This window comes from Bradyrhizobium sp. BRP22 (assembly GCF_020194175.1).
Classification (GTDB): Bacteria; Pseudomonadota; Alphaproteobacteria; order Rhizobiales; family Xanthobacteraceae; genus Bradyrhizobium.
Genome location: NZ_JADYVX010000004.1, coordinates 129,993 through 153,801, shown reverse-complemented (window position 1 = coordinate 153,801; position 23,809 = coordinate 129,993). Strand labels below are relative to the sequence as shown.

Here is a 23,809-nt window from a genome sequence, read left to right as displayed (position 1 = left end):
GTCCTTAAATTTCCAGATTAAGGCCGCCACGGAGATGTACGAGTCAAATCGACATCGCGGGAAAGGGCGGGCATGAATCAAATCAACCCCAACGAATACGCACGACCCGGCTGGTTCGGTCATCGCAAATTGACGCCGCGGGCTTGCGTCGCCGATAGCAAGAAGCACCTTCGTACCTTTCTTTCCGATGCTCTCGAGGATCTCGGATTCATCACCTCGGAGTGCAGCGAGGCCGCCGAACTCGATGGCGCGCTGGACGAGCATCAACCGGATCTGCTTGTGCTTGGTGTCTCGGTGAACGGCATCGAGGTCGGCAGGATTCTTGAGGTTCTCGTCAGGAAGAATTTCGCAGGCAAGGTTCTCGTCATCGGCCCGCCCGAGTCGATTATGGTAAAAGCCGTCAGGCAAATTGGCGAAGAATACGGCGTAGCCATGCTGCCGCCGCTGGCGACGCCGTTTGGCGCCGGAACGCTGCGCGACAGCGTCGCGATGCTGCTGCCACAGGAGCCGGCGCCGAGCCCCGCGGTCGATGTGGCGGAGGCGCTGAAGGCCGGCTGGCTCGAATTGTGGTACCAGCAGAAGATCAACCTGCGCACGCTGGTTCCTGCGGGCGCGGAAGCCCTGGTCAGGATGCGGCATCCGGCGTGGGGCGTGGTGCCGCCGGCCTATTTCATTCCCGATGACGGCGATCCGCATTTCCAGGCGCTGTCCGAATTCGTGGTCGGCCGTGCCATCGAGGACTGGCACTATCTGCTGGAGCAGAAAGGACCGGTGGATCTCTCGATCAACCTGCCGGTGTCCTTCCTGGAGGATCCTCATGCCGTGCGCGAACTATGCCATCGCGTGCCGCAGCATCCCGCTTTCGGCGGCCTCTTGCTCGAGATCGGAAGTGCCGAGGTGATCGAGAACCTGGATCTCGTGATCGAGGTGGCGCGGCAGGTGCGGTTCCACAACATCGCAATATCGGTCGACCAGGTCGGCACCGAGTGGCCCTCGCTGATGGGGCTGAAGAGCTTTCCTTTCGTCGAACTGAAGATCGATCATCAATTCGTCACCGGGGCTGCCAACGACCGGCTGAAGCAGACGGTGTGCAAGCATGTCGTCGAGCTTGCCCATGACCATGGCGCGCGGGCGCTGGCGCAGGGTGTCGAGACCCGCGCCGACTTCCTCACCGCGCATGCGGTCGGCTTCGATCTGGTGCAGGGCTATCTGTTCGGCAAGCCGATGGCGGTGAAGAAGTTCGCCCGATCGCGGCCTTCCTCCGCCGCGAGCGCCGAAGCGAAATCGTGACCTTCCCTCGGGCTCACTGGAACGTCATGTCGATACATTTCGAAATGTCGGAGCCGAGGCCGGAGGAAATGATGATGCAGCCGCGCACCTTCTGGACGTTGTTGTCGCTGGCCCAGACGGAATAGCCGCCGGGCCCGAAGAACGAGTTGGTGTTCGGCGGTTCGGTTTCGGTGGCGTCGAAGGAGTAGTTGCCGTCGGTATCGAAGATCCGCGGGCGCTTGGTGCAGCCGCCGTCGGCCTGCACATTGATGACCTCCTTGTTGTCGCGCGTCAGCGCCAGCGAAACCTGGCAGCGGAAGTATTCCGAGGTCTTGGTGTTGAACAGATAGGCGTAGGATCTGCAGGTCGCGGTGTTGAGCTTGCCGGCTGACAATCCCCGGCTGCAGGCGATACGCTGGTTGTTGGAGAGCTTGAATTCATCGGCATAAGCCACGCTGGCTATCGTCATGAGCGAGAGCGCGATACCAAAAACGATATTCATGCCGGACTTCATTCGAATCATCCCTATCGAGCTTTTCGCAATGATGCGCTTGTAGATGGAAACGGCAACATAGTCGCGAAGCAGAAAATCACAAACCCGCAAGGGTGCGCGCGATGCCGCACGACACTTCCGTCGTATTGACGGAATAATGGCGTTCGTGATTTGTTCAAGCAAGGGCGCCGGTTTCGGCAACGACGACTGGGGAGGATGATCATGATTCGATTTCTGGCCAAGATCCTTTTGATCGCAGCGGCGCTGACGACGCTGGCCGCTCCCGCAATTGCGCAAAACGCATCGCCCACGCCCTGGGAGCTGAAGTCCGACATGGGCTACGCCTATGGCAAGGACGGCACGACCCTCGCCTACAAGCTGGGGACCAACAATGCCGGCCTGCTGCTCAAGGGCGCGAAGAAGGTGCCGAAAGGCACGCTGTTCTTCGTCGGCCAGAACGGCCAGCTCTACATGCGCTCCGGCCCCTATCTCGAGGGCGACGGCAAGTTCATGTTCGGATCGAATTGAAGATCGCACATCCGTTGATTTCACCCTTCCCTGAAGGGTGAAGAGGCTAAAACGCCGACGCCAGTTCCTTGGCACCGGGCTTGTTGCTGTTGAAATCCATCCGCTCGTCGGTGACCGCGAGCAGCTTTGCCACCGTGTTGTGGCGGATCGCAACCGGGTTGCGCTCATAACCGCCGCGCTGGAAGAAGTTCGATGTCGGCACCCTCTCGCGCATCGCCTGCGGCATCGTGACCATGTCGAGGCCGGTGCCGTCGCCGGTCAGGTTCATCATCTCAAGTTCGGCCGCGGTCAGCGGACGGGTATAGCCCTTGGCGCGCGCGAAGATGACCGACGTCAGCAGCTTGTGGGTCTGCAGCATCGGGCCGATGTCGATGTCGAGCACCATGGCATGGACCGCCCAGCCCTGCGGCGTGCTCGCAAGCTTCTCGTGCGCCGACCAGTCGTCCGGCACCGAGCGTGCGAAGGCCACCATCTTCTTCAGCACCGCGATCTTGTGATCCATCGCCTTGCGCGCGGGACCGGACAGCGTGGCTGCCTTCTGGGTCAGCACCTTGATGAACTCATGGCCCTGCTGGGCGATCAATTCGACGCTGTTGGTGGTCAACAACTGGTTGTAGCCGATCGCGGTCGAAATCGCCCTCGTGCCGGGACCGCGATAGCCCGACTGCATGTCGTGATTGCCGCTGCCGCCGGTTTCGAACGAATAGACCCGGACCGCCTGCTCGCGCGTCAGGCCGGACGCGATCGCATAGCGGGCATAGGCGCGCTTGAACTCGAGCTCGGAGGCCGGCCGTTGCGGCGTGAATTGAAACTGCTCGGCGGCAGCCTGGAGGAAATCGGCGACAACAGGAATGGCCCTGCGTGGACGCGACGGCTCCTCTTCCTCCGGCTCCGGACTCACCGGCCGCTTCGGCCCGGTATAGACCGGCGGCTGGGCGAGCACATAGTCGTCGAGCGTGACCGGCTGCCGCTCGCGTCGCTTGGCGTTGCGGGTGCGCCGCTTCTCGGTGATCGCGCTCCAATAGGCGCCCGCCTCCTCCTCGAAGGCGGCGCGCGCCTCCTGATATTCCCGCAGCTTGCGGCGATATTCGGCGATCGCTTGCGGCGTCGCGGCCTGCGCCATCGCGTCCGCCGTGGATGCCGAAAGGGTGGCAGCCTCGGCCGCCACGGCCTCCGGCGCGCCCGCGAACAGCGCGAGCGCGACCAATCCGGGGAAGAGGCGAATCAATGGCGGGCGCATGCTCTCTTGTAGCAAGCCTGCCCGCGAAGTCAGCCCCGGAACCTGCTCACTCCGGCTCGACGCCGCTGGCCTTCACGAGCTGCGCCCACTTCTTCTCATCCTTGTCGATGAAGTCGGCGTAGTCCTCGGGCGAGCCCGGCGTGATCTCGGTGCCGTCAGAGCCCAATTGCCGCTTCACCTCATCGGAAGCGAGCGCATCGCGCAGCACCTTGTTGAGCTTGTCGATGATCGGCCGCGGCGTGCCCGCCGGCGCGGCAAGGCCATAATAGAGCGAAGCATCGAACCCCGGGATCCCGGCCTCCGCAATCGTCGGCACGTCGGGCAGGAGGCCGGAGCGGGTCGAGCTGGTCACGGCGAGCGCGCGCAGCGTTCCCGCGCTGACATTGGCGTGCGAGGCCGGGATCGGCGCAAATGCCATCGGGATGTGCCCGCCAATGAGGTCCACCAGCGCAGGCCCCGTCCCCTTGTAGGGAACATGCACCAGCGCGATGCCGGCGCTGCGCGCAAAATATTCGCCGGTGATGTGGCTTGCGGTGCCGGCACCGGCCGAGCCGAAACTGACCTTGCCGGGATTTTGTTTGGCATAGGCGATCAGCTCGGCAACGCTCCTGGCCGGGAACGACGGATGCACGACGAGCGAATTCGGTGCATTGCCGATCATGCCGATCGGCGCGAAATCCTTGCGCGGATCGTAGCCCGCCTTCTTGAAGAGCGACGGACCGATCGCGAGCGTGCCGGTATAGCCGAGCAACAGCGTGTAGCCATCGGGATCGCTCTTGGCGACGGCCTTGGTGCCGACCGTGCCGCCGGCGCCGGGACGGTTGTCGATCACGATCTTCTCGCCGAGCAGTTCGCTCATCTTCTCGGCGATGCCCCGGCCGACAATGGAGGTGCTGCCGCCCGGAGCGAAGGGGATGACGAGCGTGATCGGCCGGTTCGGATAATCCTGCGCCTGTGCGGGCCAGAATGCTGCGCCCGCAGCAAGCGCGACGATGGCGCCGCAAAGTCGGTTCTTCCAGGACAGCATGTCCGAAAGCCTCCCCTGATGTTTTTTGTTGTGGGCGCATTGTCACCCAAACGCCTGGCATCGGCAACCAGGGTTCGGACGTGCCGGCTCGTCATGGCGCGCCACCGGGTCGGCGCGAATGCGCCGCCCGATGACAGGCTCAGCGAAGCAGTCCATCGCGACGTGCTACTGGACCCTCATGGTGAGGAGCGCGCAGCGCGTCTCGAACCATGAGGCCCGGCCGATGGCCTCGCCCTTCGAGACGAGCGCTCCGCGCTCTCCTCAGGGTGAGGGGATAGACTCGAGTTCGCTGCTCCCTGCACGTCACTGCCACAGCAATGATGACGGAGATCGCTCGCCCTATTTCCAGGCGAATACCGGCTGCTCGAGATCGGCGACGCGGGTGTCGCGGCCGGCCAGCACCTCGCGGAACTGGTAGATCAAGGCGGCTGTCGGCGCGTGGATGTGCTGGTCGGCGTGACGGAAGCGGATCACGCGCCTGACGCTTTCGGGAATGGTGGTGAAGCTGAACGCGTCCTCCGCCTCGATCGCTTCGAGCGTGATGCGATGGACCGAGGCGACTTCGTCCGGATTGGGCACGATCCGCGCCCGGCTCGAGACCCACACCACGACCGGCGTGATCAGATAGCCGGAGCGGGTCGGATAATCGTCGAGCACGCCGAGCACATCGCCGTCATCGACGCGCAGGCCGAGCTCTTCGTGCAGCTCGCGCAGCGCCGCTTCCGCCTGCGTCTCGCCAGCATCGCAGCGTCCGCCGGGCAGCGCCCATTGCGCGCTGTGGTTGCGCAGGCCGGCCGCGCGGCGGGTGAGCAGGAACGCGGTCTCCTCGCCCTCGCCTCTCGTGAGCGCGATCGCGACCGCCGCGCGTTTGAGCAGCGGCGCACTGTCATCCGGCAGGCGCGTGAACGCCGCACAGAGCTCTGCGATATTCCGCCGGGTGGCATCATCAAATGAGCGGGCCATTGATCTTGACTACAACAGTCCCGCGTTCAATGAAATGACGACCTGATATCACGCCTTGGCCACGGAAAGCATCACATGACGAAACATGCCGCGGAAAAGCTCAAATCCGACGGCTGGAAGATTGTCGATACATCCGGCTTCCTGCATCTGGTCGGGCCGCTGTGGCAGCGCCTCGTCGGCGAAGAGCATGAATATGCATTGATCACCGAAGACAAGCATCACAATCGCCGCGGCCTGGTGCAAGGCGGCGTGATCATGACCTTCGCAGACCGCACCTGCGGCATGACCGCCCGCTACGTCTCGGGCAAGCCGACGCTGGCGACCGTGCAGCTCGATACCCATTTTGTGGAGGCCGGCAAGATCGGCGAAATCTTGATCTCGAGGCCGCGCGTGGTGCGCTCGACCAGGAGCCTGATCTTCATCACCACGGAAGTCACCGTCGACAGACGCTGCATCGCCATGGCGAACGGCGTGTTCAAGATACTGAAGAGCGAACAGGCGTAGCGTTCGTCATTCCGGGATGGTGCGCCAGCACCAGACCCGGAATCTCGAGATTCCGGGTTCGATGCTCCGCATCGCCCCGGAATGACTCCAGGAGGAGCAGACGATGCAGTACCGTCCACTCGGCCGCAGCGGCCTGAAGATTTCGCCGATCTGCCTGGGCACCATGATGTTCGGCGGCCCCACCGACGAGGCGACCTCGGCGCGGATCATCGCAAAAGCGCGCGAGGCCGGCGTCAATTTCATCGACACCGCCGATGCCTATAATGGCGGAAACTCCGAGCAGGTGGTCGGCCGCGCCATCGCCAACAGCAGGCCGAACTGGATCCTCGCCACCAAGCTGGCCAATCAGATCGGCGACGATCCCAATTTTGGCGGGTTGTCGCGACGCTGGGTGCTGCAGGCGGCGGAGGCGAGCCTGACGCGGCTCGGCACCGACTATATCGACATCTACTACCTGCACAAGGAAGACCACACGACGCCGCTCGAAGAGACCGTGCGCACGATCGGCGACCTGATCAGGCAGGGCAAAGTGCGCTATTTCGGCGTCTCGAACTACCGCGCCTGGCGCGTCGCCGAGATCTGCAGCATCTGCGACCGGCTCGGCCTCGACCGCCCGATCGTGAGCCAGCCCTATTACAACGCGGTGAACCGCATGCCCGAGGTCGAGCATCTTCCGGCCTGCGGCTATTATGGGCTCGGGGTGGTGCCCTATAGCCCGCTCGCACGCGGCGTGCTGACCGGCAAATACCGCCCCGATGCCATCCCCGACAAGGACACCCGCGCCGGCCGCAGCGATACCCGGATGATGCAGACCGAGTGGCGGTCGGAATCACTGAAGCTGGCGCAGGAGATCAGGCAATATGCCGAGGCCCGCGGCATCACGGCGGCGCAATTCGCCGTCGCCTGGGTCCTGAATTCGTTGTTCGTCTCTGCCGTGATCGCCGGCCCGCGCACGGAAGCGCAATGGGACGACTACATCCGCGCGCTCGACTATCGCTTCACCGCCGAAGACGAGGCGCTGATCGACCGGCTCGTCGTGAGCGGGCATCCTTCCACACCCGGCTACAACGATCCGGCCTATCCGATCGAGGGGCGACGGGCGCGGACGGCAGAGTCGTCTTAGCATGATAATCGGCCGCATTGCATCGCAATAAAATCTAGGCGTTTCGTCTGGGCACCGTGGCGCTTCGTTAACCACGGCGCTATCACTTACTGCACCGGCTGCTGTTGGACGGCCAGATCACCTCTCGGACAGGCTCGCTTCCAATCTGCAATGTCGGGGCAATTGCAGCTCTCCGGCACACGCGGAGACCACGATGGAAGAGCGAAGAAGCAATCAGCGACATCGTACGTTGAAGGCGGGCACGATCTCGTTCGGCGGCGGCGCGATCGATTGTACGGTCTGCAATCTCTCAGAAAGGGGCGCTGCGCTGGATGTGGCATCGCCACTCGGCATTCCCGAGCGCTTCACTCTGGTGGTCGAATCCGAGCGCCTTCAACGGCCCTGCCGTGTCGTCTGGAGAAAAGAGAAGCGGATCGGGGTCCAGTTCAACAACTGAGCGGCCGCAGCATCCTGCCGATGGCTGTGGGCGGATCGTGGCGATCGCGCTCCCCTTATCGGCGAACCAGCCTGATGTCAGCGACGCGCGCCGTTCCCCGCCCGCAGCGATTGTGCGAAATCGATCACCGCCAGAATCATCACGACTACGACAATAACGATGAGCGGGATGGCTTTGACCCAAATCAACAAGATTCCCAAAAATGTCATCACAAGCCCGAGACCGATGATTCCGGTGATCAGATTGGTCATTGCGCTTTCCTTCCCTGCGCGCCAAGCGCCGGCTTCGATCCAACGGTCGTGACTTTGCGCCGGCCGCTGCGACTGGTGCGCGCGACATTGTCGACAAGCCAGCGCGCGGTGCGCAACAGGCGGGCATCGTTCCCGCGGCGGCCGACAAGCTGGACGGCAAGCGGAAGGCCGGCTTCGGACCTCATCAACGGCAGGCTGACGGCGGGCACACCGAGATAGGTCCAGGTCGTGCAGAAAATCGGGCTGCCGGTCGTCTCGATACCGGGTGCCTCGCCCGGCGCAGCCGGCGTCAGGACGGCGTCGTACTCGTCGAATACAGAATCAAGAACCTGGTTGAGCCGGGTGATGCCGGCCATGGAGTTGCAATAATCCACCGCGAGATGCGCGCGGCCGCGTTCGATCGCCTGCCGCAGCGGTGTGCTGAGCTGGTCGCCGCCTCTCTCGTAATCGCGGCGGAGATTGTGCGCCATATCGACCTCCATGATCACACGGTGCATCTCGATCGCCTTCTCGAAGCCCGGCCCAAGCTCGACTTCGCTCGATGCTTCGCCCAAGGCCTCGACAAGCTCGGCAAAGGCTTCACGCGTCACCGGCTCGGCCTGCTCCCAAACCGCAGAGCGCACGAAGGCAAATCGCGGCGGCAATGGCGGCTCGCTCGCCGCTGTGGCGGAAAATGGCGGCCGCGGAACGGGCCGTGTGTCCGGATCCTCTTCGTCGAACCCGACCATCACCTCGGCCAGCAGGGCGACGTCCTCGACGCTGCGCCCGAACACGCCGACATGATCGAGCGTGCGCGACAGTTCGAGCGCGCCGCTGCGCGGAATGAGGCCATGGCTGGGCTTGAAGCCGACCACGCCGCAGAAAGCGGCGGGGCGGATCACCGAGCCGTTGGTCTGCAAGCCGATGGCACCTGGCACCATCAGCGCCGCGACAGCCGCGGCGGAGCCCGAGGACGATCCGCCCGGTGTGCGATCCGCATTGTGCGGATTTCGGGTCTTGCCCGGATGGTAATAGGCATACTCGGTCGTCACCGTCTTGCCGAGGATCACAGCTCCTGCCGCGCGCAGACGCGCCACAGCCGCCGCATCGCGCCGCGGCGTGCGCCCGGCCCACAGCTCTGATCCGAACTCCGTCGGCATGTCGGCGGTGTCGAAGATATCCTTGATGCCCACCGGCACGCCATGCAATGGGCCTACAGGCTTGCCCTGCTTGCGATGATCGTCCGCGGCCTCGGCCTGCCGCATCGCATGGTCACGATCGAGGAACGCCCACGCCTGGACATCGCGATCGACCTCATCGGTGCGCTCGAGGCAGTCTCCGACAAGCTCCGCCGAACTGAACCGGCCGTCGCGGATGCCGGCCGCGGCTTCCGCGAGGCCCAGCGCATTGAGACTCATGCGTACCCTTTCATCGGCTGACCAGGCAGCTCACCGCGATCCATAGAGATAGCTTGGCAACCACAATGCAATGTCCGGGAAGATGTAGACCAGCGCCATGGTGAGGAAGACCAGGCCGACAAAGGGAAGCGCGCCGGAGAAGATGTCGGTGAGCTTCACCTGCGGCGGCGCCACGCCCTTCAGGTAGAAGGCGGCCATCGCGACGGGCGGCGTATTGAACGCGGTCTGTGTGTTCAGTGCGACCAGGATGCCGAAGAAGATCGGATCGATGCCGTACTGGGGAAGCAGCGGCAGGAAGATCGGCACGAAGATGATGATGATCTCGGTCCATTCCAGCGGCCAGCCGAGCAGAAAAATGATCAACTGGGTCAACAGCAGGAACTGGATCGGCGATAGGTTCAGCGAGGTGAAGAACTGCTCCACCACCGCCTGTCCGCCGAGCACGGCAAACACCGCGGAAAACGTCCACGATCCGATGAACAGATAGCAGACCATCGCAGTGGCACGCACGGTCAGATATACCGATTCGCGCATCATCTCGTAGTTGAGCGAACGATAGGCCGCGGCCAGAACGATGCTCATGAGGGCACCTACAGCGGCCGCCTCGGACGGCGTCGCCAGGCCGAACAGGATCGCGCCGAGCACCGAAACGATGAGCAACGCAAGCGGCAGGAATGACGTGGTGAGTGCCCAGATGACCTTGGTGATCGGCACATTGGCCTGCTCGGGCGGCAGTTTCGGCGCGAGCGCGGGATTGATGATCGCGCGCGCCATCGCATAGAGGACGTAGAAGCCGGCCAGCAGAAAGCCCGGAAAGAACGCCGCCGCGTAAAGCTTGACCGCCGAAACGCCCGCGGTAGCCGCATAGACGATCAGGAGAATGCTCGGCGGAATAAGGATACCGAGGCAGCCGCCGGCGCAGACTACGCCTGCCGACAGCTTGGTGTCGTAGCCAGCTCGCAGCATCGCGGGCAAAGCGAGCAGGCCCATTAGCGTGACGACGGCGCCCACGATGCCGGTGGCGGTCGCGAACATCGCGCAGGTGATCAGCGTGGCCACCGCAAGCGCGCCCGGCACGTTCTTCATCGACAACTGCAGCGAATAGAACAGGCGGTCGAGAATGTTTGCACGCTCGACCAGATAACCCATGAACAGGAACAGCGGAACCGCGACCAGCACGTCGCTGGATGTGACCTCGAACGTCTTCTGCACCAGAAGCGTGAAGATGCGATTCTGGAAGAACTCCTGACCGGGAGTGTAGTAGGCATAGTAGCCGAATGCGACGCCCATCGCCATCAGCGTGAAGGCGATCGGGAAGCCGAGCATGATGATGAAGATGAACAGGCCCAGCATCAGCATGCCGAGTTGAGGATCGGTCATGTGCCTGCTCCCTTCTCGCTCCGCTGTGCAGCCGCCTGTTGCTGGTGTTGTTGGATGACGATGCTCTCGGTCTCCTCCACGTCGTGCAAGCGTTGCGGCCAGCGGCCGGTGCGGATGCACAGCACACAGCGAATGATTTCCGCGAATCCCTGCAGGAACAGCAGGAAGCCGGTGAGCGGGATCAGCGCTTTCAGCGGAAACACCGGCACGCCGGCCGGACTGAAGATGCTGACTTCGCGGAAGCGCACCGACATCTGGGCATAATTCCAGCCGGAATACATCAGCGCCGCGATCGCCGGCAGGAAGAACAGAATGTAGAGAACAAGGTCCATCGCCGCCTGAGTGCGCGGCGACCAGAGGCGGTAGACCACATCGGCGCGCACATGGCCGTTGCGCGAGAGCGTATATGCACCGGCCATCAGAAACATCGCGCCATAGGTGATGTAGCTGATGTCGAAAGCCCAGGTGGTCGGCGCGCGCAGTACATAGCGCACGAACACCTCGTAGCTGACGCCCAGCGTAAGAACGAGAATCAGCCAGGCGAACGCCTTGCCGACCCAGGTGCTGAGCTCATCGATGAAGAACAGAAACTTCGTCATGCGAGTTGTACTCGCTTCGCGCAGCACATCCGGATGTCCCCCCTCCCGATTCGTGGCTGGACGGCGCGTCAACTGCGCCGTCCGTCATCATGCAGCGTCGGCGCCGCGCTGCGAGAGCCGTCAGACCTTGAGCACGCCCGGGAAATGATGCTCGAACGCGCCGCGGTAGTCCGTTGCGTTGTACATGTTGTAGTAAACAACGCGGCGCACCCATTCCTTCTGGGAGTCCATCACCTTCTTCATGAACGGGTCCGAACCGAGCTGGACGATCAGACCGTCCCAGGCCTTGATCTGCGCGTCGAACACCGACTTCGGCGTCCGCAGGACGTTGACCTTGTCCTTGTTGATCAGCTCCTGCAGGTCCTTGGAATAATAGTCCATGGCTTTCCACTCGTTGGCGGAGGAAGCGGCTTCGGCGGCGTATTGCAGGATCGCCTGCTGTTCTTTCGGCAGGGCGTTGAACTTCGTCCGGTTGAACATGATCTCGAAATATTCCGTCGCCTGATGGTGGCTGCCCATCATGTAATTCTTGGCGACATCCTGCGCGCCGAAGCGCCGGTCCGAGGTCGGATTGTTGAACTCGAACCCATCGATCACGCCGCGCTCCATCGCAGGCACGATTTCGCCGCCGGGAAGCTGCGCGACGGATGCACCCATCGCCTGGAAGAGATCGGCGGCAAGGCCCACCGTGCGATACTTCAAGCCCTTGAGGTCGGCGTCGCTCGTGATGGGCTTCTTGAACCAGCCGAGCGGCTGGGTCGGCATCGGCATGGCAAAGAAGCTCTTGATGTTGACGTTCATGACCTTGGTTTGCAGCTCCTCGAACAGTTCCTTGCCGCCGCCGTTGTGGATCCAGCCGAGGCCTTCGTTGGCGTTGAAGCCGAACACCGGGCCGGTGCCGAACAGCGAGGCCGCCTTGTGCTTGCCGTACCAATAGACCGTTACCGTATGTGCCGCGTCGATCTGGCCACCATGAACGCCGTCGAATACCTGGAATGGATGCACGACCGAGCCGCCGACCAGATAGTCGATCCGCAGCCGGCCACCGGCCATTTCGTTGACGCGCTTCACATAATCTTCGGCCATCTCGTTGAAGACATCAGCCTTGCCCCACGAGCCCTGCATCTTCAGCGTCGCTGTCTGCGCCCGGCTGACTTGCGGCATGGCGATAGCGGCGGCGCCGGTGGCGCCCGCGGCGAGCAAAAATTTCCGACGGGTTGTCTTGGTCTTTTCAGACTTTGCGGTCATGGACGTCCTCCCTGGCGGCGTTGTTGTTCGAACGGCACTTTGGTGCTCTTTTCGTTGTCGACCGCTGGAGCGATGCCGCATTCCAGCGACTTTCTTCGCAGTCTGGACGCATTGCCAGCATCCGACAAGCCACGCGATGTCGCATTTAGCCTTAGGTCGCACTTGGCCTCAGGGCGATCCCATTCGGGCTTTCAGCAGCCGGATATCCAGTCGTCGTCTGTCGCGGCGCAGCAAAGGATGCAGACGGTATGTCCTCATTGTTCGTGAAGCTGCAGGCGGCGCCCTGCCGCCACCGGCGGTTTTATCCGAGGGACGTCGCGCCGAAGCACCTCACGCCCAACCAGATCTTGTCGGCCATTACGTCCTGCCGATCGTCATCGTCTGCAGGATGCTGATGTATCTTTTGCCGGGCTTGACGCCGTCGCTGCCGAAGGACCTGGACCGGGTCGAGGCGGAATGGAGACGGCGCCTCCCGATGAAGCCCCGTTAATGAATATGAACGTTTATTCAAAGACTTAGGCGGAGATTTATTGTCGCACTCCGGAACGCATGAGCCTCGCCGTCATTAGCCCTCCACACGACAACGGGAGTGTTCATATGAAAAAGTTGCTGATCGCGATCGCAGTTGGCGCGACCGCTTTGGTTGGCGGATCAGTTGCGAACGCCGCAGAGAACGGAGTGAAGGCGAAAGGCGGAGCCGACGTGACGCAGTCGTCGACCGACTTCAGTTCGCAACGTCGGCACTGGCATCACCATCACCACTGGGGCCATCGTCATTGGGGCCATCGCCACCACTGGCGCCACGGTTACTATCGGCCGTACCGCAATAGCTACGGCTACTATGGACGACCTTACTATGGCGGCCCGAGCGTAACCTTCGGCTTCGGCGGCGGCGGATATCGGGGCTGGTAAAATACAAGAGCCCGCCGCAAGGCGGGCTTTTTCTTTGAGGGCGCGGGGCTCAGGTTACGTATCGCTGCATAGATCGCAATGAACGCGCTGACCAGGAAAAAGCCGAGCACGTTGCGCAAATCGTCCCTTGCCGTATTCGGCCAAACCGCGATTTCCGATCAGCAGAGGCAGCATCGACCATCGGACTCGCGGCACGAACGGACACAGCGAAACGCCGCAACGATCAGTACCCGAAACGCGATGGTGAAGTTGTCATTGAACAGCTTGGCTGCGCGAGAGAGCCGCTCGTAAAACTCGGTCACCGGAGTTCGGCACGGATCACACCGTCAGGTGCGAATAGCTGATCGCGCCATCTTCATGTCGGCGAACGCCGGATAGTAATCCGCGAGCCTGGCCTGCAGCGGCAGGCGACCCTGCTCCATCAGCGTCAGCCCGGCGACGGCGGCAAGCGGCTTGGTCATGGATGCAAGTGCGAAGACGGCATCGAGCGGCATCGGCGTGCCCTTGGCCGGATCGAGCTGGCCATAGGCCTTGTAGTGCACGAGCTTGCCGTCGCGGGCGATCGCGACCACGGCGCCGGGCACCCGCTTCGCCGCAATCTCGCGGGCGAAGAAATCGTCCAGCCGGGCCAGCCCCTGCTCGGAGAATCCGACGTCATCAGGCCTTGTTGCCTCGGGCAATGGCGCGGCATGTGCCATTTCGAGAGCAAGGCCGGCCACCACGGCCGCGGCGATCAGCATCTTCATGATTTCCTTCCGGGTGCGGATTTCGCCCGATTGTTATGCGATTTATGCGTCCGCCAACTTTATGCTTAAATCATGTCTGCCGACCAACGGAGTTCGAAATGACCAGCAGGATACTTGCAACCGCCACCCTCTTCGCTTTGGCAACGTTGGCGCCTTTCGGGACCATCGCGAAAGCCGCTCAATGCGGTAACGGCCCGGGAGGTTACGAGGCCTGGAAGGCGGAATTCGCGCGGGAGGCAAGCGGCAAGGGCATCGGCCAGACCGCGGTCGCCGCCTTGATGCAGACGCACTATGCAAGCGCGACTATCGCCGCCGATCGCGGCCAGCGCAGCTTTGGCCTGTCGCTCGATCAGTTTCTCGCCAAGCGTGGCGCCTCGACCATCGTCGCGCGCGGCCGGGCGCTCAAGCAATCCCACGCGGCGCTGTTCGCATCGATCGAGCAGCGCTATGGCGTCCCGCCGGGGCCGCTGATCGCGATCTGGGGCATGGAGACCGGCTTTGGAAGCCAGCGCGGCCATCAGAACATGCTGTCGTCGATCGCCACCCTTGCCTATGACTGCCGCCGGCCCGAGTTCTTCACCGACCAGCTTTACGCGGCGCTGAAGCTGATCGACCGCGGCGTGCTGTCGGGAGCCACGCGCGGCTCCATGCATGGCGAGGTGGGCCAGACCCAATTCATGCCCAAGAACATCCTCGCCTATGGCACCGGCAATCTGGACGTGGCGGCCAATGCGCTGAATTCGACGGCGAACTTCCTCAAGGCCCACGGCTGGCGCGCCGGCGCCGGCTACCAGCCCGGCGAACCCAATTTCGCGGCGATCGAAGCCTGGAATGCCGCCGGCGTCTACCAGAAAGCGATCGCGATCATGGGTCGGCAGATCGACGGTGAGGGTCGCGCGTCAGCGGCCCGGTGACGGCGGGAATACCGGCGAGGACGTGCGCGGCGCTATTGCGCCTGCGCGGTCGCCGTGCCTGCGTCGGGCACCTTGTCGTTCCAATCCGGCGGCACGCCGATCGCTCCCCCGACCAGGCCCGCGATGCCCGGCTCGCGGCCGAAAGCTTCGCAGGCGGCATATTTCGGTGCGCCGCCCGCCCAGGATTGGATGCGGTCCATGGAAGGCGGCTTCGCGAGCGATCCGAACGGCGTCTTGCCGGTGACCAGCATCCGGCTGAAATCGTCGCCGAACGCGCTCGCCAGTTCGTAGGCGTCGCCAGAGGGCGACACGCGCGCCGAGCCGGAGAGGGCATTCGCGCCGCGCCCCCAGACCATGGCCGCCTCCTGCTTGCCATCGCGCGCCCGCGCCTCCGCTTCGACCGACAGTGAGCCGAGACCAATGGGAATGCGCGGGACCGGCACCGGCACGCCGGGCAGCAGCACGGTCTTGGCAACGGATGCGCCTTTCGATGCCGCCACCGCCGTTTCGTCGGTCGGCGTCATCTGCGTGATCAGCGAGTGAACGGTGAGATCCGCGTCATCGCCCGCAGCCACGACGGTGAAACGTTCGCTGAGGCCGGCGCAGAGGGAGCGATCGATGGCGTTGGCAACGAGCCTGCGCTCCTGGTCCGTGATCCCCTCCACCCTGGCCTTGCCGGCGATCGTCGCGGGGACGATCCGCACGGTGCGCGCCGCCAGCACGCCATCTTCGCGCACATAGAGCTTTGACTTGGTGAGCACGCCGTCGGAGGGCTGAAGCTGACCATATGATGTCAGCGAGCCGCCCTGATCCAGCGCCACCGTCGCGCATCCCGACATCAGGGAAGCGGCGGTCACCACGGCCGCACTCCGCAACGTGGCGCGACCGGACGGATTTGGCATCCGCCATCGGCGCACCTTCGGCAGCAGGCGATGAACGACCATCTGGCAGTCCTGTTTCTGACGGCAAATGCTGACGAGCGTCAGATGCACGACCGATTGAGGCGGAGATATGCTCTGCTGAATACAGATTGATGATTGCGAGATCCTGTCGCAACGTTGCCGGTATCGTGGTGGGATTGGCGTCCGCTCTCCGTTTCCGTCATCCCGGCGAAAGCAGCGACCCATAACCACATGAGGGTGTTGTGGCAGGAGCAAGCGGTTGCAGCGGAGCACACAACAATGGCCTGTGGTTATGGGTCCCGGGTCCCGGCTACGCCCAAAGGGCTTCGCCGCGGCGCGCAAGCCCGGGACGACGTGGGGAGATACTGATTCAATTGTCAAACAGCCTTGCGCTGTCATCGTCCGGCTTGACCGGACGATCCAGTATTCCAGAGGCGGTCGTGCTTGACCCGAGAGGCCTGTGGTTACTGGATGCCCCGCCTGCGCGGGGCATGACGGTGGAATGGATGTGAGTTCGCATTCTCGCGGCGCATTACGTCCGAGCTTTGCATCTCGTTTCACCCTCTCATTGGTCAGAGGGCGCAGGGAAAGCCGGGTGCCGGTCGCACCCGTGGGCCCCGTGCAACAAAAAGCACGGGGGTAGGACCACAGGTCAACCGAAGCAACTCCGGCTTTCCCTGCGCGATGGTTTTACGGCTTACTTCGAGCTCTTCTCGGTGACCGGGCTTTCTTGCCACCGTCATCTCTCGCGCGAACTTCTTCGCGCAAAAGACTTAGCGCCAGCGTCGGGGCGCCAGAACCACACGACTTCGCCGTCCGCATTACGCACGCTCGTCAGTCGCACGCATCGCGTCCACCGCATCCCACCGCAACGTTCGTGACGATCGCGAGCCGCCCCTCATTTGGATGAGACGCGCGGAGTTAAATCACTGATTTGCCCGACGACGGAAGCGGAATGTTTTTTGCGCGAGCAGTGGACAGGGCAAATCACGTTGGAATCACTCGCTTAATTTGTCCGGCCGCGCACGCGCTGTTGCCCGCTCATGGTGAGGAGCGCGCAGCGCGTCTCCGGACGATGCTGCGCATCGCCTTGAGAACCCATGAGGCCACGGTCTCGCCCGTACCCCATCCTTCAAAACGCCGCTTCGCGGCTCCTCAGGATGGGGGTGTCATCCGGGGCGACGCGATAGCGCCCACGAAGCAATCCATAGCACCGCAAGCGGAAGAATGGATTGCTTCGTCGCTATCGCTCCTCGCAATGACGGCGTGAGCAGCTGACTGAACTCCCAATCGATCACGAACAAATCATCGCGGGCCTTCTGGATAGCGATGAGGCGCTGCGTTAGTTCGATGCCGCCTGATGTTCCACGCTGCAGGATTGCCCGATGATCCGTTTTTCGACCCTGTTCGCTCTCGCTTTGACCGCCGCCGTCAGCCTGAGTTCACCGGCCTCCGCCGCCGATGACGGGCCAGCCTATGGACCCGAACTGCAGGGGTTCGAATACCCCTTCCCGGTTGAGCGCTATCGGTTCACGTCGCAGGGCCAGGAACTGGAGATGGCCTATCTCGACGTGAAACCGTCGAACCCGAACGGCCGCACCGTCGTGGTGCTGCATGGGAAGAATTTCTGCGCCGCCACCTGGGAAGGCTCGATCAAGGCGCTGACGGCGGCCGGCTATCGGGTGATCGCGCCCGACCAGATCGGGTTCTGCAAATCCAGCAAGCCCGAGCGCTATCAATACACGTTCCAGCAGCTCGCCGGTAACACGCATGCGCTGCTGGCCTCGCTCGGCATCGAGCATGCGGTGATCATGGGCCATTCGACCGGCGGCATGCTGGCGATGCGCTATGCGCTGATGTATCTGGCGGCCGTCGATCAGCTCGTCCTGGTCGATCCGATCGGCCTCGAGGACTGGGCGGCCAAGGGCGTGCCGTGGCTCAGCCTCGACGGCTGGAACGAGCGCGAGAAGCGCGTGACCGCCGACACCATCCGCGCCTACGAACGCGCCACCTATTATGCCGACACCTGGGACGCGTCATATGAGCCCTGGGTGCAGATGCTGGCCGGCATGTATCGCGGCCCCGGACGCGATGCCGTGGCGTCGAGCTCGGCGCGGCTCTACGACATGATCGCGACCCAGCCGGTGTTCTACGAATTCGAGCGCATCAAGACGCCGGTGCTGCTCCTGATCGGCGACAAGGACACCACCGCAATCGGCAAGGACAAAGCGCCGCCGGCGATTCGCCCGACGCTCGGCAACTATCTCGTGCTCGGCAAGGAGGCCGCCAAGCGCTTCGCGCACGCCCAACTGATCGAATTCCCCGACCTCGGCCACGCCCCGCAGATCCAGGCGCCGGCGCGATTCCATGAGGCGGTGCTGGGCTGGCTGCAGCATCCGGAGACCGGGGGGATGGTGACGAAATAGGGGCGCAGTAACAGCGTACCCAACTCCGGTCGTGCCGATCACTTAAAAAATTCAGGTTTCCCCGCTGGCCAATGTCAAACAATCACATCCTGTTTCTTTGTACGGGCAACTACTACCGTAGCCGATATGCCGAAGAGCTGTTTAATCACCAGGCAAGACTCGAAGGGCTGAACTGGCGAGCCTTCTCGCGCGGCGCGGCGGAAAAAGGTTCCCTAGACAATGTGGGACCAATTTCGAAATTTGCTTTGCAGGGCCTTCAGGCAAAATCGATCGTCGCAGAAGGGGCGCACCGCTATCCTCAACCCTGCTGCCTGGCCGACTTCGACGGAGCCGATCTCGTCATCGCACTGAAGGAAGCCGAGCATCGGCCGTTGGTCGAACGGCGCTTTCCAGCCGTTGCGGACAGGGTGAGGTATTGGCATGTCCACGATATCGATGTCGCCAACCCGGCTGACGCCCTGGCCATGATCGATAGGCTGATGGAAGATCTTTTACGAACGCTCCGATAGCGAGAACTTCGAAAACGCGCGGCGCGCGCAGTCGAACCAGAAACCGCAAGGCGTAACCCACCATCCTCGGCGCAGCGCCAGTGAACGGCTTCGAGCGGCGGCGCAAGGCTGATCCGCCCTTCGGCGCTTGAGAATTAGGCCAAGAACTCTGCCCTATCGGTGACGCCGTCGCCGCGACGACCTCCTGTTGCAGGTAAAGACGGAAACCATACCAACGCCAACGTGGAGACGTTGCACCGCACCCCAGTCACTGACGAAGAATTGCAGCCGGCGGATGGAAGGAATATGTTGATCCTATAGTGACGCAGCCGCCGTAAGGCGAGGCTCGGCAGGAAGACCTTGCGGCGGATGGTTTGCCTACCCGCACCGGAGGTCACGTCATGTCCATCGCTCCCACACTGCAAAAATACCTCGCTGCTGAAAACATCCAATACGAGGAGATTCAGCACGAGCCGAGCATGTCGTCCACCCGCACGGCCCAAGCGTGCCATATCTCGGGCGACCGTCTTGCCAAGGGCATCGTGTTGCGACGCGACGGCGAATATATTCTTGCCGTCGTGCCCGCATCGCACCACCTCCGCCTGTCGGAGCTGCGGACCACACTCGGTGATGATGTCGATATGGCCGATGAAACCGAGATCAATCAGCTGTTCCGCGACTGCGCACACGGCGCCGTTCCTGCCATCGGCAAGTGCTATGGGCTCGATACCATCGTCGACGACAGCATCGAGACACAGCCGGAAATCTATATGGAAGCCGGCGATCATCAGACCCTGCTGCATCTCACGCGTGAGCAGTTTGCGCGCCTGACGGCGGACGCGCCGCATGGGCGCTTTAGCGTACACGATTGAGGATTGGTCGCTCGGATCTGCCACCAGAGCATGATCCGGAAAAGTGGAAACCGGTTTTCCGAAAAGATCATGCTCAAACGAAGAGATCTGCGCAAGTGCGCTGCATCAAACGCACCTGAAATCCAGTAACGGAGGTCCGCCATGAAAGTCCAAGAAGTGATGCACAAGGGCGTCGACTGGGTCAGCCCCGACACCCCTGTCACCGAACTCGCGAAATTGATGCGGGAGCATGACATCGGCTGCATTCCGATCGGAGAGGACGATCGGCTGATCGGAATGGTGACCGATCGCGACATCGTCTGCAAAGGGCTTGCGAGCAACAACTTCGATGCGCGTCGCGCGATGGCGCGTGATGTCATGACCGACGGCATCCATTGCTGCCGGGAGGACGACGACCTCGCAAAGGCGATGCATCACATGGAGAAGCTGCAGGTCCGCAGGCTGCCGGTGATCAACAAGAGCAAGCGGATGGTCGGCATTCTCAGTCTAGGTGATCTCAGCCATTCTGCGTCTGGCGACAATCTGCTGTCCGAGTGCTTCAGGAGCGTTTCGGCCCATCACTGAGGCACGACCGGCGCGACAACCGCCAAGCCGCCGAAGGCTGGAGGTGGGCGCGCGCGACTTTGTCCGGGACGTAACGGTCTCCGGAGGGAGCAAGCCAGGGGTTAACCTTCCCAGGCGCGTCGTTACGGATGGACCCTCGTGACCTTCGAGGGTGCCGCCGGCGTACGCTGGCTGCAGGATCAACTCTTGATGTGATTTGACGCCGCTGATCGCGCAGAGAGCCGGCTATGGATTCCAGCCGCCGCTGCCATAGGGACGCGTGATGATTTCGAGCAGGTGTCCGTTCAGTTCCTCGAAATAGAGGCCGCGTCCACCGTCATGGTCGTTGATTTCGCCTGCCTTTTGCCGGCCGGGATCAGCCCAGTACGGCAGGTTCCGCTCACGAATTCGATTGAATATCGCGTCGAACGCGGCGTCGTCGACCAGGAAGGCATAGTGCTGACGCGCAATGTCGCCTTTGGCATCCATGTAATCGAGATTGGCGCCATTATCGGTCGTAACCATATGGAATGGTCCCCAGCGCCGCGGCGCCGGCAACCCGAGCATCTCGGCCAGGAAATCGGCCGAGGCCTTGCTGTCGCGAGCCGACAGAATCGTATGATTGAAGTCGATGGCCATGATCGTTAGCTCCGCACTGATGGCAAGACTGGCCTCGAGGCGAGTCAACGTCTGGAGCATGAGCAGCGTTCCGCAGCTCCAGCAATGCATGGGGCTGGCGTCTCGCAAGAGATGAACGGCTTGCCGCTTTCCTTTTCAACAGACGCACTGAGCTTCGCCGGCCGCAACCATCCGCCTCACGTGCGCGACGATTTTGCCGAGCCCGGCTCGGCCATCTTGCGATGCTGCCGCGCCAGCATGCCGGCGGGCAGCACGTTTGCGACAGCCGACTGGATCTTGTTCCTGATGCCCGTGACGATGTCGCCCTTGCCGCCCATCATCGCGTCGAAGCCGGCCTTTGCGACTGCAGCCGCATCGTCCTTCTTCGCGGTGCCGACGCTGGTGTCCATCATGTCGGCGCGGCGGAAGAATTCCGTTTCGGTCGCGCCCGGCATCAGGCACGTCACGGTGACGCCGGTGCCGCGCAGCTCCTCGCGCAAGGCAAACGAAAATGAATCGAGGAACGCCTTGCTGCCGTTGTACACCGCCTGGAAGCTGCCCGGCATGAAGCCCGCGATCGAGCCGGTGATCAGGATACGCCCGGCATTGCGGCGGCGCATGTCATTGCCGACGCGGTGGATGAGATCGACGGTACCGGTGATGTTGGTATCGATCACGCGCCTGACCCGGTCGAAATCCTGATCGAGGAACGCATGGCCGAGGCCGACGCCGGCATTCGCAAGCAAGGCATCGACCGGGCGCGCCTTGGTCGCCGCATAGAGCCGATCGACGCCTTCCGTGGTCGACAGATCGGCCTGGACCGCATCCACCTTGCCGCCCTCGCGGCGGAGCGCATCGGCCGCGCTCTCGATCGCGGGCTCGTCGGCGGCGATCAGGAGGTCGAAGCCCGCGCGGGTGCAGCATCTGGCAAGTTCCAGACCGATGCCGGTGGAGGCGCCGGTGACGATGGCGAATTGTCCATTGGGCATGTGAATTTCCTCAACTCTGCATTTTGCCCGCTCAATCGCCGCGGCGACCGGTCGTTCCTATTTGCGCCCGAGGCTTGTTTGCGTCCGAGGCTTGCCGCGACGCGTTCAGGAAAACTGCCAGGCCGCTAGCAACCATCGTCGGCGATCCGACTTTAGAACTTCATTCGGACCCCAATTCCATTCGGATACCGGAGGCTTGGCATGAGAGCGCTGGTTTGGCACGGCAAGGAAGATATTCGTTGCGACACCGTCACCGATCCCGGGATCGAGGATCCGCGCGATGCCATCGTCAAGGTCACGAGCTGCGCGATCTGCGGCTCCGATCTTCACCTGTTTCACAATTTCATTCCGGGCATGCTGCCGGGCGACATCATGGGCCATGAGATGATGGGCGAGGTCGTCGACGTCGGCCATGGCATGGACGGCAAGCTGAAGAAGGGCGACCGCATCGTCGTGCCCTTCACCATCATTTGCGGCCAGTGCGAGCAGTGCAAACGCGGCAACTTCTCGGTATGCGAGACCACCAACCGCAAACGGCATCTGGCCGACAAGGTGTTCGGCCATTCCACGGCCGGCCTGTTCGGCTACACCCATCTGACCGGTGGTTATCCGGGCGGACAGGCCGAGTACCTGCGCGTTCCCTTCGCAGACACCACCCATATCAAGATCCCCGAGGGCATTTCCGACGAGCAGGCGCTTTTCCTGGGCGACATCTTCCCCACCGGCTGGCAGGCCGCGGTCCAATGCGACATCGAGCCGACCGACACGGTGGCGATCTGGGGCTGCGGCCCGGTCGGGCAGATGGCGATCCGCAGCGCTCTCCTGCTCGGCGCCAACCAGGTGATCGCGATCGACTGCGTGCCCGAGAGGCTCAGCATGGCGGAAGCCGGCGGCGCCACCACCATCAATTTCGAATCCGAAAGCGTGGTCGAGCGCCTCAACGAGCTCACCGACGGCAAGGGTCCGGAGAAATGCATCGATGCAACCGGCATGGAATCGCATGTGATGGCATCGCAGCCGGATACGCTGCTCGACCGCGCCAAGCAGATGCTGATGCTGGAGAGCGACCGGCCGCACGTGCTGCGCGAGATGATCTATGTCTGTCGCCCCGGCGGGGTGATCTCGATTCCCGGCGTCTACAGCGGCCTTTCCGACCACGTGCCGATGGGTGCCCTGATGAACAAGGGACTGACGGTCCGGAGCGGCCAGACTCATGTGAATCGCTGGACCGACGACCTCCTGCGGCGGATCGAAGAAGGCCAGATCGATCCGTCCTTCGTGATCACCCATACGGTCGATCTGGCGCAGGGGCCGGAGATGTACAAGGTGTTCCGCGACAAGCGGGACAGTTGCGTCAAGGTCGTGCTGAAACCCTGAACATAGCGAGGCGAGAACATGTATTACGTTGCCAACATCATGCGATCCAAGGGCGATCCCAAGATCGTGCGCAGCGGCCCGAGTTCGATCGAGCCGGCCGACCGTCTCGCGCGAGCGCTTGGCTGGTTGTCGATCGGCCTTGGAGCGATGGAAGTGCTGGCGCCGCGACGGATCACGCGCGCATTGGGAATGCGGGGAAGCGAGGGCCTCGTCCGCGCCTATGGTTTCCGCGAATTGTTCAGCGGCGTCATGTCGCTTTCGGTCGACAAGAATGCCGGCATGTGGAGCCGCGTCGCCGGCGACGGCCTGGACGCCGCCACGTTGCTGTCCGGCTTCAGATACGACAATCCGAAGAAGCACAACGTCACGCTCGCCCTGCTGATGGTGGGAGGAATCGCCTGCCTCGACTACAAGGCCGCCCAGCAGACCGCGCCGCGCTCACCCGCACGTGGCGGGCGACGGCGCCTTTATACCGACCGCAGCGGCTTCCCGAAAGGGATCGAGGCGGCGCGAAGTTCGGCGAAGGCTCTCCTGAGCCGGACGGCCGTCGGAGCGTCGTAGATG

At 62.9% G+C, this 23,809-nt stretch carries 25 protein-coding genes and 1 pseudogene; 13 read left to right on the top strand and 13 right to left on the bottom strand.

Annotated elements, in window-relative coordinates; all coding sequences use genetic code 11:
- The first annotated feature begins 72 nt into the window (after positions 1-72).
- On the top strand, positions 73-1,290 hold the full coding sequence (locus I6F35_RS07450; RefSeq protein ID WP_225117004.1) for an EAL domain-containing protein: 1,218 nt from the start codon (positions 73-75) through the stop codon (positions 1,288-1,290).
- Positions 1,291-1,303: 13 nt separating this feature from the next.
- On the opposite strand, the gene I6F35_RS07445 is transcribed toward I6F35_RS07450, so the two are convergent.
- Positions 1,304-1,771, bottom strand: a complete 468-nt coding sequence (locus tag I6F35_RS07445; RefSeq protein WP_225117003.1) for a hypothetical protein — start codon at positions 1,769-1,771, stop codon at positions 1,304-1,306.
- Between the two features lie 213 nt (positions 1,772-1,984).
- On the opposite strand from I6F35_RS07445, the gene I6F35_RS07440 reads away from it, so the two are divergent.
- Positions 1,985-2,290 (top strand): hypothetical protein, encoded by a 306-nt coding sequence (locus I6F35_RS07440; RefSeq protein WP_225117002.1) that lies wholly within the window; start codon positions 1,985-1,987, stop codon positions 2,288-2,290.
- A gap of 46 nt (positions 2,291-2,336) precedes the next feature.
- On the opposite strand, the gene I6F35_RS07435 is transcribed toward I6F35_RS07440, so the two are convergent.
- The 3 genes from I6F35_RS07435 to I6F35_RS07425 form a co-directional block, all read right to left on the bottom strand.
- Positions 2,337-3,413 (bottom strand): hypothetical protein, encoded by a 1,077-nt coding sequence (locus tag I6F35_RS07435; RefSeq protein ID WP_225117195.1) that lies wholly within the window; start codon positions 3,411-3,413, stop codon positions 2,337-2,339.
- A 163-nt stretch (positions 3,414-3,576) separates the two neighbouring features.
- Entirely contained in the window at positions 3,577-4,557 is a 981-nt protein-coding gene (locus I6F35_RS07430) for a tripartite tricarboxylate transporter substrate binding protein (RefSeq protein WP_225117001.1), read from the bottom strand.
- A gap of 339 nt (positions 4,558-4,896) precedes the next feature.
- Complete coding sequence (locus I6F35_RS07425; RefSeq protein WP_225117000.1) at positions 4,897-5,520, bottom strand: CoA pyrophosphatase; 624 nt, start codon at positions 5,518-5,520, stop codon at positions 4,897-4,899.
- Positions 5,521-5,595: 75 nt separating this feature from the next.
- On the opposite strand from I6F35_RS07425, the gene I6F35_RS07420 reads away from it, so the two are divergent.
- The 3 genes from I6F35_RS07420 to I6F35_RS07410 all read left to right on the top strand — a co-directional run bounded on the left by I6F35_RS07420 (position 5,596) and on the right by I6F35_RS07410 (position 7,583).
- Entirely contained in the window at positions 5,596-6,024 is a 429-nt protein-coding gene (locus I6F35_RS07420; RefSeq protein ID WP_225116999.1) for a PaaI family thioesterase, read from the top strand.
- A 103-nt stretch (positions 6,025-6,127) separates the two neighbouring features.
- Positions 6,128-7,147, top strand: a complete 1,020-nt coding sequence (locus I6F35_RS07415; RefSeq protein ID WP_225116998.1) for an aldo/keto reductase — start codon at positions 6,128-6,130, stop codon at positions 7,145-7,147.
- A gap of 193 nt (positions 7,148-7,340) precedes the next feature.
- A complete protein-coding gene (locus I6F35_RS07410; RefSeq protein WP_225116997.1) occupies positions 7,341-7,583 on the top strand; it encodes a PilZ domain-containing protein in 243 nt (80 codons plus the stop codon).
- A gap of 77 nt (positions 7,584-7,660) precedes the next feature.
- On the opposite strand, the gene I6F35_RS07405 is transcribed toward I6F35_RS07410, so the two are convergent.
- From I6F35_RS07405 to I6F35_RS07385, 5 genes are all read right to left on the bottom strand, one after another.
- On the bottom strand, positions 7,661-7,834 hold the full coding sequence (locus I6F35_RS07405; protein ID WP_225116996.1) for a hypothetical protein: 174 nt from the start codon (positions 7,832-7,834) through the stop codon (positions 7,661-7,663).
- Positions 7,831-9,231 carry an amidase gene (locus I6F35_RS07400; protein WP_225116995.1) on the bottom strand — a complete coding sequence of 467 codons (1,401 nt, stop codon included), beginning with the start codon at positions 9,229-9,231 and terminating at the stop codon, positions 7,831-7,833. Before I6F35_RS07400 ends, I6F35_RS07405 begins: the two co-directional genes overlap by 4 nt.
- 30 nt (positions 9,232-9,261) lie before the next feature.
- On the bottom strand, positions 9,262-10,611 hold the full coding sequence (locus I6F35_RS07395; RefSeq protein ID WP_225116994.1) for a TRAP transporter large permease subunit: 1,350 nt from the start codon (positions 10,609-10,611) through the stop codon (positions 9,262-9,264).
- Entirely contained in the window at positions 10,608-11,210 is a 603-nt protein-coding gene (locus tag I6F35_RS07390; RefSeq protein ID WP_225116993.1) for a TRAP transporter small permease subunit, read from the bottom strand. Before I6F35_RS07390 ends, I6F35_RS07395 begins: the two co-directional genes overlap by 4 nt.
- 120 nt (positions 11,211-11,330) lie before the next feature.
- Complete coding sequence (locus I6F35_RS07385; RefSeq protein ID WP_225116992.1) at positions 11,331-12,458, bottom strand: TRAP transporter substrate-binding protein; 1,128 nt, start codon at positions 12,456-12,458, stop codon at positions 11,331-11,333.
- Positions 12,459-13,055: 597 nt separating this feature from the next.
- Here I6F35_RS07385 and I6F35_RS07380 point away from each other — a divergent pair.
- Entirely contained in the window at positions 13,056-13,370 is a 315-nt protein-coding gene (locus I6F35_RS07380; protein WP_225116991.1) for a hypothetical protein, read from the top strand.
- Between the two features lie 350 nt (positions 13,371-13,720).
- Here I6F35_RS07380 and I6F35_RS07375 read toward each other — a convergent pair.
- Positions 13,721-14,116, bottom strand: a pseudogene (locus I6F35_RS07375) (serine hydrolase domain-containing protein); the annotation flags it as partial.
- A gap of 98 nt (positions 14,117-14,214) precedes the next feature.
- Between I6F35_RS07375 and I6F35_RS07370 the strand changes: the two are divergent.
- Complete coding sequence (locus tag I6F35_RS07370) at positions 14,215-15,030, top strand: lytic murein transglycosylase (protein ID WP_225116990.1); 816 nt, start codon at positions 14,215-14,217, stop codon at positions 15,028-15,030.
- A 32-nt stretch (positions 15,031-15,062) separates the two neighbouring features.
- Here I6F35_RS07370 and I6F35_RS07365 read toward each other — a convergent pair whose 3' ends face one another.
- Positions 15,063-15,974, bottom strand: coding sequence for a DUF3313 domain-containing protein (locus I6F35_RS07365; RefSeq protein ID WP_225116989.1), 912 nt, complete (start codon positions 15,972-15,974; stop codon positions 15,063-15,065).
- A gap of 1,343 nt (positions 15,975-17,317) precedes the next feature.
- On the opposite strand from I6F35_RS07365, the gene I6F35_RS07360 reads away from it, so the two are divergent.
- The 4 genes from I6F35_RS07360 to I6F35_RS07345 all read left to right on the top strand — a co-directional run bounded on the left by I6F35_RS07360 (position 17,318) and on the right by I6F35_RS07345 (position 20,282).
- Positions 17,318-18,358 (top strand): alpha/beta hydrolase, encoded by a 1,041-nt coding sequence (locus I6F35_RS07360; protein ID WP_225116988.1) that lies wholly within the window; start codon positions 17,318-17,320, stop codon positions 18,356-18,358.
- A gap of 71 nt (positions 18,359-18,429) precedes the next feature.
- The gene (locus I6F35_RS07355; protein ID WP_225116987.1) at positions 18,430-18,867 is read left to right on the top strand and encodes a low molecular weight phosphatase family protein; all 438 of its coding nucleotides are present in this window, start codon (positions 18,430-18,432) and stop codon (positions 18,865-18,867) included.
- Positions 18,868-19,247: 380 nt separating this feature from the next.
- Positions 19,248-19,718, top strand: coding sequence for a YbaK/EbsC family protein (locus I6F35_RS07350; RefSeq protein ID WP_225116986.1), 471 nt, complete (start codon positions 19,248-19,250; stop codon positions 19,716-19,718).
- Positions 19,719-19,859: 141 nt separating this feature from the next.
- On the top strand, positions 19,860-20,282 hold the full coding sequence (locus I6F35_RS07345; RefSeq protein WP_225116985.1) for a CBS domain-containing protein: 423 nt from the start codon (positions 19,860-19,862) through the stop codon (positions 20,280-20,282).
- A gap of 225 nt (positions 20,283-20,507) precedes the next feature.
- Here the strand turns inward: I6F35_RS07345 and I6F35_RS07340 are convergent, their stop codons facing one another.
- Complete coding sequence (locus tag I6F35_RS07340; protein ID WP_225116984.1) at positions 20,508-20,900, bottom strand: VOC family protein; 393 nt, start codon at positions 20,898-20,900, stop codon at positions 20,508-20,510.
- Between the two features lie 176 nt (positions 20,901-21,076).
- Positions 21,077-21,868, bottom strand: a complete 792-nt coding sequence (locus I6F35_RS07335; protein ID WP_225116983.1) for an SDR family NAD(P)-dependent oxidoreductase — start codon at positions 21,866-21,868, stop codon at positions 21,077-21,079.
- A 201-nt stretch (positions 21,869-22,069) separates the two neighbouring features.
- On the opposite strand from I6F35_RS07335, the gene I6F35_RS07330 reads away from it, so the two are divergent.
- Positions 22,070-23,245: a zinc-dependent alcohol dehydrogenase gene (locus I6F35_RS07330; protein ID WP_225116982.1), complete on the top strand. Its 1,176-nt coding sequence runs from the start codon at positions 22,070-22,072 to the stop codon at positions 23,243-23,245.
- A gap of 18 nt (positions 23,246-23,263) precedes the next feature.
- Positions 23,264-23,806 (top strand): hypothetical protein, encoded by a 543-nt coding sequence (locus I6F35_RS07325; protein ID WP_225116981.1) that lies wholly within the window; start codon positions 23,264-23,266, stop codon positions 23,804-23,806.
- The last annotated feature ends 3 nt before the right edge of the window (positions 23,807-23,809 follow it).

Coding starts and splice junctions, on each gene's coding strand:
- I6F35_RS07380 (WP_225116991.1), top strand. CDS start 13,056: ATGAAAAAGTTGCTGATCGCGATCGCAGTTGGCGCGACCGCTTTGGTT.
- I6F35_RS07360 (WP_225116988.1), top strand. CDS start 17,318: ATGATCCGTTTTTCGACCCTGTTCGCTCTCGCTTTGACCGCCGCCGTC.
- I6F35_RS07415 (WP_225116998.1), top strand. CDS start 6,128: ATGCAGTACCGTCCACTCGGCCGCAGCGGCCTGAAGATTTCGCCGATC.
- I6F35_RS07430 (WP_225117001.1), bottom strand. CDS start 4,557: ATGCTGTCCTGGAAGAACCGACTTTGCGGCGCCATCGTCGCGCTTGCT.
- I6F35_RS07340 (WP_225116984.1), bottom strand. CDS start 20,900: ATGGCCATCGACTTCAATCATACGATTCTGTCGGCTCGCGACAGCAAG.
- I6F35_RS07435 (WP_225117195.1), bottom strand. CDS start 3,413: ATGGCGCAGGCCGCGACGCCGCAAGCGATCGCCGAATATCGCCGCAAG.
- I6F35_RS07330 (WP_225116982.1), top strand. CDS start 22,070: ATGAGAGCGCTGGTTTGGCACGGCAAGGAAGATATTCGTTGCGACACC.
- I6F35_RS07420 (WP_225116999.1), top strand. CDS start 5,596: ATGACGAAACATGCCGCGGAAAAGCTCAAATCCGACGGCTGGAAGATT.
- I6F35_RS07450 (WP_225117004.1), top strand. CDS start 73: ATGAATCAAATCAACCCCAACGAATACGCACGACCCGGCTGGTTCGGT.
- I6F35_RS07345 (WP_225116985.1), top strand. CDS start 19,860: ATGAAAGTCCAAGAAGTGATGCACAAGGGCGTCGACTGGGTCAGCCCC.
- I6F35_RS07405 (WP_225116996.1), bottom strand. CDS start 7,834: ATGACCAATCTGATCACCGGAATCATCGGTCTCGGGCTTGTGATGACA.
- I6F35_RS07395 (WP_225116994.1), bottom strand. CDS start 10,611: ATGACCGATCCTCAACTCGGCATGCTGATGCTGGGCCTGTTCATCTTC.
- I6F35_RS07385 (WP_225116992.1), bottom strand. CDS start 12,458: ATGACCGCAAAGTCTGAAAAGACCAAGACAACCCGTCGGAAATTTTTG.
- I6F35_RS07350 (WP_225116986.1), top strand. CDS start 19,248: ATGTCCATCGCTCCCACACTGCAAAAATACCTCGCTGCTGAAAACATC.
- I6F35_RS07410 (WP_225116997.1), top strand. CDS start 7,341: ATGGAAGAGCGAAGAAGCAATCAGCGACATCGTACGTTGAAGGCGGGC.
- I6F35_RS07425 (WP_225117000.1), bottom strand. CDS start 5,520: ATGGCCCGCTCATTTGATGATGCCACCCGGCGGAATATCGCAGAGCTC.
- I6F35_RS07400 (WP_225116995.1), bottom strand. CDS start 9,231: ATGAGTCTCAATGCGCTGGGCCTCGCGGAAGCCGCGGCCGGCATCCGC.
- I6F35_RS07325 (WP_225116981.1), top strand. CDS start 23,264: ATGTATTACGTTGCCAACATCATGCGATCCAAGGGCGATCCCAAGATC.
- I6F35_RS07390 (WP_225116993.1), bottom strand. CDS start 11,210: ATGACGAAGTTTCTGTTCTTCATCGATGAGCTCAGCACCTGGGTCGGC.
- I6F35_RS07365 (WP_225116989.1), bottom strand. CDS start 15,974: ATGGTCGTTCATCGCCTGCTGCCGAAGGTGCGCCGATGGCGGATGCCA.
- I6F35_RS07440 (WP_225117002.1), top strand. CDS start 1,985: ATGATTCGATTTCTGGCCAAGATCCTTTTGATCGCAGCGGCGCTGACG.
- I6F35_RS07355 (WP_225116987.1), top strand. CDS start 18,430: ATGTCAAACAATCACATCCTGTTTCTTTGTACGGGCAACTACTACCGT.
- I6F35_RS07445 (WP_225117003.1), bottom strand. CDS start 1,771: ATGAATATCGTTTTTGGTATCGCGCTCTCGCTCATGACGATAGCCAGC.
- I6F35_RS07370 (WP_225116990.1), top strand. CDS start 14,215: ATGACCAGCAGGATACTTGCAACCGCCACCCTCTTCGCTTTGGCAACG.
- I6F35_RS07335 (WP_225116983.1), bottom strand. CDS start 21,868: ATGCCCAATGGACAATTCGCCATCGTCACCGGCGCCTCCACCGGCATC.